Origin of the sequence: Candidatus Seongchinamella marina (assembly GCF_026262685.1) — a bacterium.
In the GTDB taxonomy this organism is placed as follows: Bacteria; Pseudomonadota; Gammaproteobacteria; order Pseudomonadales; family Halieaceae; genus Halioglobus; species Halioglobus marinus.
On the sequence record NZ_SHNP01000003.1, the window covers coordinates 463,010 to 475,706 of the forward strand.

The window sequence follows — 12,697 nt, forward strand, 5'->3', positions numbered from 1 at the left end:
GGTATGGCCGGGGTTGGCACATCGTTGTTAAATAGTGTGGCATAGTGATTCGCTCAAGAAATTACCCCAAAGGTGGTGTTTTAACCGGGGATAAAGGAAATTGAAATGTCCGAGAATAACGACAGATTGCATCTTTTCCTCGACCAATATCCGGATATCGAAATCTTCGAAGTGATGTTGATGGATCTATGTGGGGGTCTGCGCGGCAAATGGGTGACTCGGGACAAGATTGGTAAAGTGATGGCTGGCAGCCTGAAAATGCCCCTCAGTACCCTGGCTTTCGACGTATGGGGCAGAGATGCACAAGAATGGGTGTTTGACAGTGGTGACGGCGATGGCTGGTGCGCGCCGGACCAGCGGACCCTGTTCCCCGCACCTTGGCTAAAGCGGCCTACCGGTCAGGTGCTGATGTCGATGAACAATATTGACGGCTCACCTTGCTCCTATGATCCTCGCTACATGCTCCAGCGCTTGATGGACCGCTTTGATAGTCTGGGGTTAACCCCGGTCATGGCCAGTGAAATGGAGTTTCACCTTTTATATCCAGAGGAGGACGGTGTCGGTCGTCCTATTCATACTCAACAGGATCGAGTGGGTGGTTCGCTGGGTGCCGGGCAAACTTATGGTATCGACCTGATGGAGGACGAAGCCGAGTTAATGCACGAAATTCGTGACGCCTGTCATGCCCAGGGTTTGCCGGTAGATACCCTGATCAAGGAGTCCGCACCCTCCCAGTACGAGATCAATCTCTATCATACCAATGATGCCCTCATTGCAGCAGATCAGGCGGTCATGCTGCAGCGAGTCATTCGGGGCGTGGCCAAGAAGCATGGCCTGATAGCCACATTCATGGCCAAACCATTTGGTGACATTGCGGGTAATGGCATGCATGTGCATTGCAGTCTGGTAAATAAAGATGGCAACAATATGTTCGATGACGGCAGCGCAGCAGGTACCCCTTTATTGCGGCAGGCGATCGCTGGGTGCCTGGATATGATGGCTGACAGCATGCTGCTGTTCGCGCCTAACCTGAACTCCTACCGTCGTTTTCGCCGCGGAACTCACGCACCTATGGCGCCTACCTGGGGCTATGAGAATCGTACTGTCGCGGTCCGTGTTCCTGCCGATTCACCAGCAGCCACTCGTCTCGAACACCGGGTCGCTGGAGCGGATGCCAATCCGTATCTGGTCATGGCCGGGGTTCTCGCGGGTATGTTGCATGGGATCGAAAGTAAACTGGAGGCCCCCGCACCCCTCGAGGGGAATGCCTACGAGCAGGTGCCCGCAAACTTACCTCGCTACTGGCCAGACGCGTTGCAGTGTTTTGAGCAATCAGAATATGTTGCCAGCTATCTGGGGGCCGAATTCCAAAAGGTGTTTACAATTCTCAAGCAACAGGAACTGGACGCTTTTGACGGTCAAGTAACCCCGTTAGAGTACGACGCCTGCTTATAGCTTAGTAAGCGGCTCATTGCGCCTCGCAAAGTCTGTCGCAGGTATTCGTTACTCGAGACCGGAGCCATCTGCCGAGTAAATCACCCAGATCTTGCTATAGCCTTCTGTTTCCCAGATGCCTGTCCACTCTTTGGGAATGGTGACGGCTTCGCCAGCTTCGATTTTTTGCACGCTGCCATCGCTTGATGTCAGGGTAACGCCGCCGGAAATAAAGTACATGAATTCGTCAACGCCATAGGGCTCACTAATTTCAGATCGAGTTTTGCCCGAGGTATACATGCCCGATGCGAATTTTTTATCGCTGGACAACAGGCTCGTTACATCCTGGGTTACATGGCCGTCTTCATGGGCCTGTTGTGCCATGTCTTCGCGCTCAAATATTGCGCCGCCGATTTCTGCGGCGGATATTTTTGCCGGTAGCACGACACTATGATCTGCCGCAAAAGAACTGACCGTGAAAGTGAGAAGCGCCAGTGAAATCAGTATTCTTTTCATCTTGTACTATTCCAAAGCAGTTAAGCAATAAGTCGCAGTTGATCGATAGAAACGTCAGTGATTAGCGTCACGCCTGAAGTTGTTCGTTAACTGCTCTATAAGCAGCATCTATGGCGCCATCAACGTAGGCGTAGGCCTCTGAATCTGAATTGGCGATAGAAATTCGGCCTATCTGTGCACGACCAGCTATATGCGGGCCATTGTAGCGATCGTACTCTGTCGGCACGCCGATACCTTCAAATTCGTAGGCGTAGCCGTGGGGCCAACGGTTCAGCGTGATTGCTGAAAAGTCTCGTTGTGCATCAAAACCGTGTGGACCCAGCATGCCATCGAAGTGGTTGAAGATATCATCTTCGAAGTCCTGATAAGACATTTGCAGTAATTTAGCTCGCCCCGCCTTGTATTGTTGGATGTTAGTCAATCCTCGCTCTCTGGGCGAATACCAGGCAGATACTACGACGGGCTGGTCGGGGTTTTGTGAATATTGGTAGCCCCCCATGCTGACTGGGAAGTCCAGATGCAGGTATTTGAACATAGCATCCCCCGGCGTATATATTTTGTAAAACCCGGCGTCTGCAAAAGCCTGCCAACTACGAATTGCGAAGCTACCAATGACAAAAGGAATCTTGGTTGCATAGCCGATCGCCTCGGCCTGGGCGGGCGGCAACTCTGGGCAGACGTGAGGGATGATAGCGTTGTAGCAAGCCATTACCACATGTTTCGCGCGAACTCGGTAGCTGCGGTCATTGTTGACGTAGGTGATATCTACCCCATCAGCAATATTCTGAACTCTCACTACGGTGCTGTTTAGGCGAATTCGAACACCGGAATCTGTCGCGTCCAGGGCAGTATAATCAGCTCGCGCAGTCACCAGGCTTTCCATTCCATAACCTGGTAGCGCTTGCGGTATCAGATTGCGAACCAGCGCTCTGGCGACGCTGGCGTTGCCATCCGGAAAATGATGAATGTACGGTTCTTCTCTTTCTGCGTAATCTGCTTCGTCCAGACCCAGGTCTGCTGTGCCAGGAAAGTCATATTCCTTCGCTTCCCACGCTGATGCCGCTTCCCAACCAACGCCGATCATGGGCAGGAAGCTGTCACGAATGATTTCTCGCACACTTTCAGGAGCGCCAGCATGGGTTTCAAGAAATTCTAGGTAGCTGATGTTGCGTAACAGGGCCTCTTTTTCTATCTTGTTCATGCCCTCTAAATAGTCAGTGCCGCCCGCAAGCAACTTGAGAAAAGCCTTGCGATCGGCGCTGGGGATTGGCATCTCGTTAATCGCTGTGAGCAGTTGACTTTGAGTCATTGTTTCGGAGGCCAACGGATTTGCAACGATTTTGCGTTCGCCATAGGTTGCTTCATCAAAGTACAGACCCGCGCCCATCTCGCGTCGTTTGAAAAAAGCCTGATCGAAATAATCATAGAAACGATCGAGATCGATGGCCAGGTCTTTGAGCAGTTGCCTGGCCACTGGAGAATAGTCAGAGGGCGTATCTATGGTTTGGCTGCCGCCGAATCCAATAAGCGTTTCACCATCCGCTTGTAACTCATTGCGCCTGGCATGCCCGCCAAAGTCGTCGTGGTTATCAAGCACGAGAATGCGGCCGGGTGTTTCCTGCTTATCGCGGAAAAATTTCGCCGCCGAAAGTCCGGATATTCCTGCGCCTACAACCACAAGATCGTAAGTCTTCTCAGTTTGCTGTTTAGGGATTGAAAAAGATCTGCCTTCGCGCGCAACGGCGTGGGCAGTTTCAAAAGAGCCCTTGTTGCTGCCTCTCAGGCCGGTGAGACCCGGCGGATAATAGCCAGGTCCAATGGCACTCGAGGGTAGCAGGCCTTCCGCTACCGCCTCTAATGGGGTCATGTTAAGTGCGGCTGCGCCCAAGGCAACCCCACTTACAAAATCCCTGCGTGAGAGCAGGCGCGGTTTCGTCATGCGACCCATTCCCTACGGCACGAATTGTGCCGAGGGAGTGATCTTAAGAAATATGCCAATAGCCGACCTGGGTTAAAAGTCGTAACCGAGTCGCACACCGACGGTTCTTGGTCGCGCTGGCCCAAAGGCGTGTTGAGCGTAAATGGTTCCTGGTGTCGGATCGTCGGCGTAGTTGCCGTCATACCAGACATCATCAAACACATTCTCTACATAGCCGGCGGCGCTCCATCCACTCTGTCGATAACCCAGAACTATGTCGGTCTGGTTGAGGGTTGCTATGCGCTGGTAAATCAGGCTTTCGTCTGGCCAGTCTCCCCGAATATCGTCCTCCCAGGACCATGACAGGGTACCGAACATTTCACCGCCGCTATCGCCGACGGGGTAGACACCGTTCAGAACTGCAAACGCTGTGTACTTTGGTGCCCACGGAATAGAATTGCCTTCACAGTGGTCGGCTCCTTTGACGGGGTCTAGAACTTCCCCTGCGCCGCAGAAAGCCTGAATTCCGGTGGCTTCGGTTTCAAGCCAGGATGCTCCCACTCGCAGAGTAAGGTTATCTGTGATTGCAGTGCTGAGTTCCAACTCGAGGCCGTAACCATCAAGCTCACCCACGTTATCAACAATTTGCTTGGGGCCTTCAGAGAAGATCGCCTGGAGATCTTCATACTCGTAATAAAACGCGGTGGTTGCTAATTGCGAGCGACCGTTGAACAGGGTCGCTTTGTAACCAAGTTCGTAAGAAATGACCGTTTCCGGGCCGAAATCACCGGGCGCTTCAGAGCCGGGCAGCCCGACGCAGAGGCCAAATGGGCAGCCATCGGCTCCTGGCCCTTCGATGTTGAAACTGCCAAAACCTCCGGACTTATAGCCCGTTGCAACGCTAGCGAATATCAGGGTGTCTTCGTTTGGTCGATAGTTGGCAACAATTCGCCAAGTCGTATCATTCCAGTCCTGTTTATCGGATAGCGCCCCTTCAGGTGTAGAAAAGCCAGTTTGTGCTTTGTAGGCAAGCAGTGAGTTTCCAGAGTCCTGCAAAACTTCTTGCGAGAACTCTTTTTCATCGTAGCTGTAGCGCACGCCGAAATTCATATCAAAAGCGTCGGTGAACTCATACCGCAGATCAACATAAGCTGAGTAACCTTCGTACTTGCCTTTTATACGGTTCCTGTCATTGATCAGTCCATCGGCTGAGCCGCTCCAGTCGCAGCTGGAGAAGTAGTAATCCAGATAATAGTCGCAGTAGTAGGTGTTACCATTGTAGTCATCCAGATAGTTGTAGTAATCGAACATATCCTGGCAGGTGTTGAACCAGTAGCCGAGACAGTAGACATCTTCCTCTTGTTGGCCCAGGAACACAGTTTCAATATCTTCCTGGTAATAGGATGCACCCGCGTACCATCCCAGGGGTCCGTCATCATTTGAGCTGAGTCGAAGTTCCTGTTCAAAATAGTCGCCGGATTGGTCCTGGCCGTAGTTAAAGGTTACTGTGGGCAGGGCGTCGTAATCTTCCACGTACAGGTAGTCGTGGTCTTTGTAGCCGGTCAGGGAGGTCAGTGTTGCCCAGCCCATATCGTAATCGATCATTAGGCTGACAGAGAATATTTCAGCCTCATCAGTAGGTTGTAGCGAATTATCGTTGTTGACTGTGCGTCCGTCTCTGGACAGGGAAATTACTTCGCCGCCGTTGATGCGAGTCTGGTCGACGAGGAATGCATCCCCCTCGCCAGTGGCGCGGTAAACAGTGCCAAACTGATCGCGATCTTCATATTCAATCATCAAGTCAGCGGTCAGGTTATCGGTCTCCCAGCGGCCGGTAATTCGCAGTCCCTGGTTTTCGTAGTCGATGAGATCGGGTCCGCCGAAATCGTTTTCGACATAGCCGTCTTCTTGAGAATGATAGCCGGCTATGCGGACGGCGGCATTGTCAGAAATGGGGAGGTTGATACCACCTTCAAACGCGATCAGGTCGCGCTCACCCACATCGAGCTGCGCGTAGCCTTCCATTTCCGACACGTTCGGTTTCGTGGTGATGATATTCATTGCGCCACTGACGGAATTCCGGCCGAACAGGAAGCCCTGGGGGCCACGCAGCACTTCGGCTCGATCTATGTCATACAGGGTCGACACCGCGGAGCCATTTCGGCCCTGGTACAGTCCGTTTTTGTAAAGGCTGACTGAGGGATCGCCGCCGTTGCCAAAGTCGATGGTGCGGATGCCGCGAACGCTGACGAAGTCGAGAAAGCTGTCTTTGCTGTTGCCGCTGATGCCTGGTGTGAAAGCAATCAGGTCTTTCACGTCGGTGAGGTTAACCGCGCGGATATCTTCTCCGGACATGGCGGTGATGGAAATCGGCACATCCATTACTGACTCTGCACGCTTGGTAGCAGTCACGATGACTTCTTCAAGCTGCTGTGCCTGCAAGGATTCTGTGCCCAATCCGGCTAGCACTGCCACAGAAACCGCCTGCGCTAAAATGCTACGGGTAGAACGGCTTGATCGGTGCGGTATCGTAGTGAACTTGCGATCGCTCGCTTTCGTGTTGTGCTGTTGCTTCGTCATTTTTTTCTCCCGCATGTTATCTATCATGCTTCAGTATCAACGCCTCGAAAGGTGTTTAAGGTGGAACTTTTGATACTTTAACTTCTCATCTTTACGCGTCTCAGCTACGTATTTCTTCCGGCTTTGTAGGCCTTGAATACTCGGAGTTTTCAAGTATTCACCAACAGGATCGCATATGACCCCGCTGCTGACTGCCCCCCGAAAGGGTTAGCCCCTCTAAAATTGCATTAGACAAGGGGCGATTGATAGCTCGCACAGGGTTAAGGCTACGCCTAAAAGAGATGCGCTGCAATTTATGTGGATCATTGGAATAGGCGTCGGTCAGCAGCCAAAGGCCGGCTACTGTGCGCTGTTTTCTACTGCTGCAAAGGCACGCCTTGTTCTGTGAGCGTTTGCTGCATTTCGGTGAGCTTATCCTGGTAGCGACGCCAGCGTCCGACTGAGCGGGTGTGTGCGGGTTCTCTGACCTGTACCACGCTAGCCGTTGTCACGGCTGCTTTTTGTGAGTGAAAGTCCAGACAGGCGTCTTCCCAGCCAAGACCGAGAAACTCGATAAGTCTGCGCGCGTTGGGCTCCAGGTTCTGCGCGGTGTCTTCATACGAAATGTCAAAGAACCTGCCACTAAAGCGTTCACGCCAAGTGTCCATTAAATGATAGTAGCGTGCGTGATGGCGCGCCATCTCCTGTTGGTCATACGAGTGAGGATAAGCGTCTGCAAATAATTGTTTGAAGCTGGAGAAGCAGGCGTCCATCGGATCGCGCCGCAAGTGAACTATTCTGGCATTTGGAAGGGCCTTGAGAATCAATGGTATATACAAATAGTTCGGAGGCAGCTTATCTACAAATCTGGGCTGTGAACCGCGCATTTTTGCGGTGGTCTGCATGTACGCTTTTCCGAGTTGGTTGGGGTTCACGTCAGCAGCGAGCTCGGCAAGTTTGGCAGACTGTCGCTTGGGCTCCTGGTAGTTGGCGAGTCGGCGCAGGCAATTACCAAACTGCTTCAGCTCGCCGGCAGAGTGAACCTGTGAGTGGCTGGTGATAATTCTTTCAACCAGGGTGGTACCGGTTCTAGGCTGTCCAACCACGAAGATTGGAGAGGGATCATCGTGGCCGTCGCCGCCCTGTTCTAGCCATTCTTTGGTGAAAGTAGCAGCAAATGCGTCGTACATTTCAATTTCTGCCTGCTCGTCGAAATCTATGGTGCTGCGCCGCGCTTGTGCTCCGCGGGCGAAAGCATCAAAAGCATTGTCCCAGTCCTCTATATCTTCCGACTCTTTACCTATCGAGTAATAGAGAAAAGCCAGCGCCCTTTGATTTTTGCCCTCTTGCTGGGCAAGTTGCTCCAGCAATTCAATGTGCGAGCGATCTGTTGCCTTGCGCAGCCCTGACAGCAACCAGTGCGCATTGGGATTTTCCGGTCTCAGCTCAAGCGCTTGGCCCAGGAGTTTCTCGGCTTCATCCATCTTGTCGAGAAACATATGATTATTTGCCTGGTTGATCAGGAACTGAATGCTATCCGGTTGCTTTTGCAGTGCGCGTCCAATCCACTCTCCCGCTTCGATCTGATCGCCCAACAGTCCGTAAACGGTCCCTATCAAATCCATGACTATTGGGTTTTCATCGTTTAATGCGGCTGCTTTTTCAAGTGCAGAGTCTGCTCTTGCGGGCTGCCCAGCCTGCATGAACAGTCTGGCGAGATTGGCCCAGGCCGCAGCGTTATCGGGCTGTAGCTTGGTGACCGAGCCAAAAGCGCTGACTGCGTGCCAGTTCTGCTTGAGCTCCAGCGCAATGAGGCCAACCAGGAAGTGTGCCTCTACCAAATCTGGTTTTGACTCCAACAGTCGCCGACAGCAGTCGCCTGCTTCGTTAAGGCGGCCTGCAGACAGGTGATTAAAGCCTTCCTTTAGCGTTTTTTGCATCCAAGGCTGGTTCATAGAGATCGGGGCCGTTTTTCGGGTGGTTGCATATACGCCACCAGGGTGTCACCGCCTTCATAGTCTTTGGCGCTCATCACAGAGTCGAGAAACAAGTAGAAAAGCTCAGCCTGAGAGGATACTTCCAGTTTGGCGTAGGCGTGCTTGCGATGGAGTTTCACAGTCTCCATGGAGATAGATAGTTTTTCCGCTACGGTTTTGGTGCTGTGTCCATGAAGGACCAGGTTGATAACCTGCGTCTCGCGTTCTGTCAGCAAACTTGAACCAAAGGATTGCAGCGCACTGTTCAGTTGTGCCCTTAAATTGATCCCGCTGTCTACTTCATCTGACTGCTTCCAGTGCTGTTGGCAGAGCGCCTCAACAGTGGGGTAGACATCGGCAAGCAGGGTGCGCTCACGTTTGCTAAAGCTGGCACGAGTTGCGGTTTTGCCCAGTGCAATATTGACGAAGCCTTCGCCTGACGTAGGAATAACAAAGCCACACTCATCCTGGTAACCGCAATTTCGGTACCAGGCCTTGTAGTACTCGCTGTCTTTGAAGCCCGTGGGGGAAAGCTCCCGTAGTCTGAAAACGCCGAATTTTTGGCTGGCGGTGGCCGCGAGGTAGTAGGGGTCCAACAGAAAAGCACCTTTTATGAAGACATCCAGGGTGGATTTTCCAGAGTCCTCATGGACCTCAAAGTATTCTACCATCGGCAAATCAGTGTTTGGGTAGACGATAATACTGGCGTCATCAACGGGAACCAGATTGCGCAGCATGTCTACCAGCATTGCCGGAAAGTTAGCACTACCGGTTGCGGGAATCAGTTTGGCCAGGTGGCCACTAAAGGTATTAAGTGTGGGCATTGGAAAAGCACATAACCGGAAAGCTCACATCATAACTGCAAAGCGACCCAATCTAAAAACGCCTGATTGGCGCGGGAGATGGTTCTACCTTTTCGTTTGGCCAGGGCCATGGGTACTTCAACACCGGGAGTCAGAGGAATGCCTGCTATGCCGGGCTCTTGCTCTGCCATGGTGCGCAGGCCGACCGTAACCCCAATGCCCTGCTTAACCATCCTTACCAGCAGAGGCAGGAAGTTACTTTGCAGGCGCAGCTCCGGCTCCGCCGCTGCCTCCCGGCACAATTGATCCAGCTGTGCCCGAATAAAGTAACCGCTCTCATAAACTACCATGGGAGTGTTGTGTAGCTCTTGTGTGTTTAGGTGACTGCGCTGTGCCCATGGGTGATTCTCAGCCACGCAGACCACCATTTGCTCTTTGATTAATGGCAATCGCTCCAGGTCTTCGGTGCCGCTTGTGGTAGTCACTCCCAGTTCAATGTCATCACGTAGCAGCATTTCTTCGATTTGAGTGGTACCCGCTTGGATAACCGATGCAGTAAGGCCAGAGTGCTCGGTAAGAAAGCCACTGAGCAGGTCAGGTAAAAAGTAGGTCGCCAGCATGGAGGGACAGGAAATGCTCAGCTCACCTCGCAGCAGATCCGAGAGGTCACCGGCGGATTGGGCCAGGTCCTGCACCTGCTGCAAGATCGATTGCGCACGGCCCAGAAGTTGCTCTCCTTCGGCCGTCAGCGCGATACTCCGGCTACTGCGATCAAACAGGGTGACACCAAGAGAGTCCTCCAGTTTGCGGACCGCAATACTGACCGCTGGCTGCGCCATGTGCAGCTGCTCCGCTCCGGCACTAAAGCCTCCGCATTGCGCAACCGCCGCAAAAATTTCAAGTTTGCGTAAATCCACTCCCGATGCTCTCCTCGTCAGGGTTTCCGTCTTCATTTGCAGCCTCGCGGCGGGAGTCCACTAGCGCCGCTATCAGGCAACTACAGGCTCACGCTGATTAATATACCGTGTATATATTATTCATTAAATATATATATTATATATATTAATTGCCCCCTGTTATCCTCAGCGGCTATTCGTATCAACCGTGGAGCGAGCCCGATGGCCGGCAAAAAGTGGCAAAAACTCAATTGGCAGGACCCTTTTCTGCTGGATCAGCAGCTCACCGACGAGCAGCGTATGGTGCAGCAGAGCGCCAGGCAGTATGCCCAGGAGAAGTTGCTCCCCCGAGTCAGGGACGCTTTTCGCGCGGAGGAAACAGACCTTTCCATCTTTAGGGAAATGGGCGAACTGGGCTTATTGGGGTCCACTATCGAGGGCTATGGCTGTCCGGGTGTAGATTACATCTCCTACGGTTTGGTCGCGCGAGAGGTTGAGCGGGTCGATTCTGGCTACCGCTCTATGATGAGCGTGCAGTCCTCCCTGGTGATGTACCCCATTGATGCCTACGGCAATGAAAGCCAGCGAGAGAAGTATTTGCCAAAATTGGCGACTGGTGAATGGATTGGCTGCTTTGGCTTGACCGAGCCGGATCATGGTTCTGACCCGGGCAGCATGGTGACACGCGCTCGCAGTGTGGATGGTGGTTACAGCGTGAGCGGCGCCAAGATGTGGATTACCAACAGCCCCTTTGCCGATGTGTTTGTGGTTTGGGCAAAAACTGATGATGACAAGATTCGCGGCTTCATTCTGGAGAAGGGCATGGATGGATTGTCCGCCCCAAAAATAGAAGGCAAGCTAGCGCTCCGCGCTTCGGTTACCGGGGAGATTGTCATGGACGAGGTCTTCGTCCCGGAAGAAAACCTGCTGCCCAACGTGGAGGGTCTGAAGGGTCCATTCGGCTGCCTTAATAACGCTCGTTACGGTATCGCTTGGGGTTCCCTTGGCGCCGCTGAAACCTGCTGGCATGCGGCTCGACAATACACCATGGAGCGCAAGCAATTTGGTGTGCCGCTGGCCTCCAAGCAACTGGTGCAGTTGAAGCTGGCTGACATGCAGACCGAGATTAGTCTGGCGCTGCAGGGTTGTTTGCGAGCAGGACAGTTGATGGATGCGGGCGACATTGCGCCGGAACTTATTTCCCTGATTAAGCGCAACTCATGCGGTAAGTCTTTAGCCATAGCCCGCACGGCTCGCGACATGCTCGGTGGCAACGGTATTTCAGACGAGTATCCGATTATGCGGCACATGGTTAACCTTGAGGTCGTCAATACCTATGAGGGCACCCACGATGTGCATGCCTTGATACTGGGCCGCACCCAGACTGATATTCCAGCCTTCTAATGGGTGCTCTGTCGCATATCAAGGTGCTGGACTTGTCCCGCATTCTTGCCGGCCCCTGGGCCAGTCAGGTCCTTGGGGATTTGGGCGCTGAAGTCATCAAGGTAGAAAATCCCCAGGGGGGAGACGATACCCGCCAATGGGGCCCTCCCTATATGCAAGATGAGCATGGGCACGCGACTGAAGAGTCGGCTTACTTTATGTGTGCCAATCGTAACAAGCGGTCTGTATGTATTGATATGCGTACCGCGGAGGGCCAGGATAAGTTGCGAGAGCTGGCGCGAGACTGTGACGTGCTCATTGAAAATTTCAAGGTCGGCGGCGCCGCTAAATACGGTCTGGATTACACCACGCTGGCAGAGCTCAATCCGGGGTTGGTGTATTGTTCCATCACCGGCTTTGGTCAGGATGGCCCCCTGGCAAATCGCCCGGGCTATGATTTTCTGGTGCAAGCCATGGGTGGCCTGATGAGTGTCACCGGAGCCGCCGATGGCGAGCCCGGCGCTGGCCCGCAAAAAGTCGGAGTTGCACTCACCGATATCATGACCGGCCTTTATGCGGTGATCGGAATTCAGGCAGCGCTGGCAGACAGGGCCCAGTCCGGACTTGGACAGCATGTCGATCTCGCTCTGCTGGATGTCACCGCCGCCACTTTGGCCAATCAGGCCACCAACTATCTGGTTGGCGGCCTGAATCCAGCCCGGTTGGGCAATGCCCACCCCAATATCGTTCCCTACCAGAGCTTTGTGGCCAAAGATGGTTATCTGATCGTGGCGGTTGGTAACGACGGCCAGTTCCGCCGTTACTGCCAAGTGATAGGCGCGCCTGAGTTGGCCGATGATGAGCGCTTTCAGACCAATCGCGACCGGGTTGGGAATCGCGATGCATTGGTGCCCTTGTTGCAGGTCAAAATGCTGGAGCGGGATAAAGCGGATTGGATTGTTTTACTGGAAGCCGCCAACGTGCCGGCGGGTCCCATTAATTCGGTAGGAGAGGTGTTCGCAGAGCCGCAGATTCAGGCCCGAGGTATGCAGGTCAATCTGGACCACCCGCTTAATAGTAAATTGCAGCTGGCGGGTAACCCCATCAAATTGTCGCGCACACCCGTGGAGTATCGCCAAGCGCCGCCCACGCTGGGGCAGCACAATGAGGATTTTCTGTAGGCTTAGCTCGCGCGGCTTTTGCGATCGACGT

General features: G+C 53.3%; 9 protein-coding genes. 3 read left to right on the forward strand and 6 right to left on the reverse strand.

Annotated features, from left to right (window positions below; all coding sequences use genetic code 11):
- Window positions 1-105: 105 nt before the first annotated feature.
- Window positions 106-1,455 carry a glutamine synthetase family protein gene (locus EYC87_RS10555; RefSeq protein WP_279252834.1) on the forward strand — a complete coding sequence of 450 codons (1,350 nt, stop codon included), beginning with the start codon at window positions 106-108 and terminating at the stop codon, window positions 1,453-1,455.
- A 48-nt stretch (window positions 1,456-1,503) separates the two neighbouring features.
- Here EYC87_RS10555 and EYC87_RS10560 read toward each other — a convergent pair whose 3' ends face one another.
- From EYC87_RS10560 to EYC87_RS10585, 6 genes are all read right to left on the reverse strand, one after another.
- On the reverse strand, window positions 1,504-1,950 hold the full coding sequence (locus tag EYC87_RS10560) for a cupin domain-containing protein (RefSeq protein ID WP_279252835.1): 447 nt from the start codon (window positions 1,948-1,950) through the stop codon (window positions 1,504-1,506).
- A 67-nt stretch (window positions 1,951-2,017) separates the two neighbouring features.
- Window positions 2,018-3,889: an FAD-dependent oxidoreductase gene (locus EYC87_RS10565; RefSeq protein WP_279252836.1), complete on the reverse strand. Its 1,872-nt coding sequence runs from the start codon at window positions 3,887-3,889 to the stop codon at window positions 2,018-2,020.
- A 72-nt stretch (window positions 3,890-3,961) separates the two neighbouring features.
- Window positions 3,962-6,448 carry a TonB-dependent receptor gene (locus tag EYC87_RS10570; RefSeq protein ID WP_279252837.1) on the reverse strand — a complete coding sequence of 829 codons (2,487 nt, stop codon included), beginning with the start codon at window positions 6,446-6,448 and terminating at the stop codon, window positions 3,962-3,964.
- Window positions 6,449-6,804: 356 nt separating this feature from the next.
- A complete protein-coding gene (locus tag EYC87_RS10575; RefSeq protein ID WP_279252838.1) occupies window positions 6,805-8,382 on the reverse strand; it encodes a tetratricopeptide repeat-containing sulfotransferase family protein in 1,578 nt (525 codons plus the stop codon).
- Window positions 8,379-9,227, reverse strand: coding sequence for a LuxR C-terminal-related transcriptional regulator (locus EYC87_RS10580; RefSeq protein ID WP_279252839.1), 849 nt, complete (start codon window positions 9,225-9,227; stop codon window positions 8,379-8,381). Before EYC87_RS10580 ends, EYC87_RS10575 begins: the two co-directional genes overlap by 4 nt.
- A gap of 29 nt (window positions 9,228-9,256) precedes the next feature.
- The gene (locus EYC87_RS10585; RefSeq protein WP_279252840.1) at window positions 9,257-10,159 is read right to left on the reverse strand and encodes a LysR family transcriptional regulator; all 903 of its coding nucleotides are present in this window, start codon (window positions 10,157-10,159) and stop codon (window positions 9,257-9,259) included.
- Between the two features lie 165 nt (window positions 10,160-10,324).
- Here EYC87_RS10585 and EYC87_RS10590 point away from each other — a divergent pair, with 165 nt between their 5' ends.
- Together EYC87_RS10590 and EYC87_RS10595 are read left to right on the forward strand one after the other, a co-directional pair.
- Window positions 10,325-11,506, forward strand: a complete 1,182-nt coding sequence (locus EYC87_RS10590) for an acyl-CoA dehydrogenase (RefSeq protein WP_007229468.1) — start codon at window positions 10,325-10,327, stop codon at window positions 11,504-11,506.
- Entirely contained in the window at window positions 11,506-12,666 is a 1,161-nt protein-coding gene (locus EYC87_RS10595) for a CaiB/BaiF CoA transferase family protein (RefSeq protein WP_279252841.1), read from the forward strand. Before EYC87_RS10590 ends, EYC87_RS10595 begins: the two co-directional genes overlap by 1 nt.
- The last annotated feature ends 31 nt before the right edge of the window (window positions 12,667-12,697 follow it).

Excerpts from the sequence above, each read along its gene's own strand:
- EYC87_RS10555 (WP_279252834.1), top strand. The coding sequence starts at position 106 with ATGTCCGAGAATAACGACAGATTGCATCTTTTCCTCGACCAATATCCG.
- EYC87_RS10560 (WP_279252835.1), bottom strand. The coding sequence starts at position 1,950 with ATGAAAAGAATACTGATTTCACTGGCGCTTCTCACTTTCACGGTCAGT.
- EYC87_RS10565 (WP_279252836.1), bottom strand. The coding sequence starts at position 3,889 with ATGACGAAACCGCGCCTGCTCTCACGCAGGGATTTTGTAAGTGGGGTT.
- EYC87_RS10570 (WP_279252837.1), bottom strand. The coding sequence starts at position 6,448 with ATGACGAAGCAACAGCACAACACGAAAGCGAGCGATCGCAAGTTCACT.
- EYC87_RS10575 (WP_279252838.1), bottom strand. The coding sequence starts at position 8,382 with ATGAACCAGCCTTGGATGCAAAAAACGCTAAAGGAAGGCTTTAATCAC.
- EYC87_RS10580 (WP_279252839.1), bottom strand. The coding sequence starts at position 9,227 with ATGCCCACACTTAATACCTTTAGTGGCCACCTGGCCAAACTGATTCCC.
- EYC87_RS10585 (WP_279252840.1), bottom strand. The coding sequence starts at position 10,159 with ATGAAGACGGAAACCCTGACGAGGAGAGCATCGGGAGTGGATTTACGC.
- EYC87_RS10590 (WP_007229468.1), top strand. The coding sequence starts at position 10,325 with ATGGCCGGCAAAAAGTGGCAAAAACTCAATTGGCAGGACCCTTTTCTG.
- EYC87_RS10595 (WP_279252841.1), top strand. The coding sequence starts at position 11,506 with ATGGGTGCTCTGTCGCATATCAAGGTGCTGGACTTGTCCCGCATTCTT.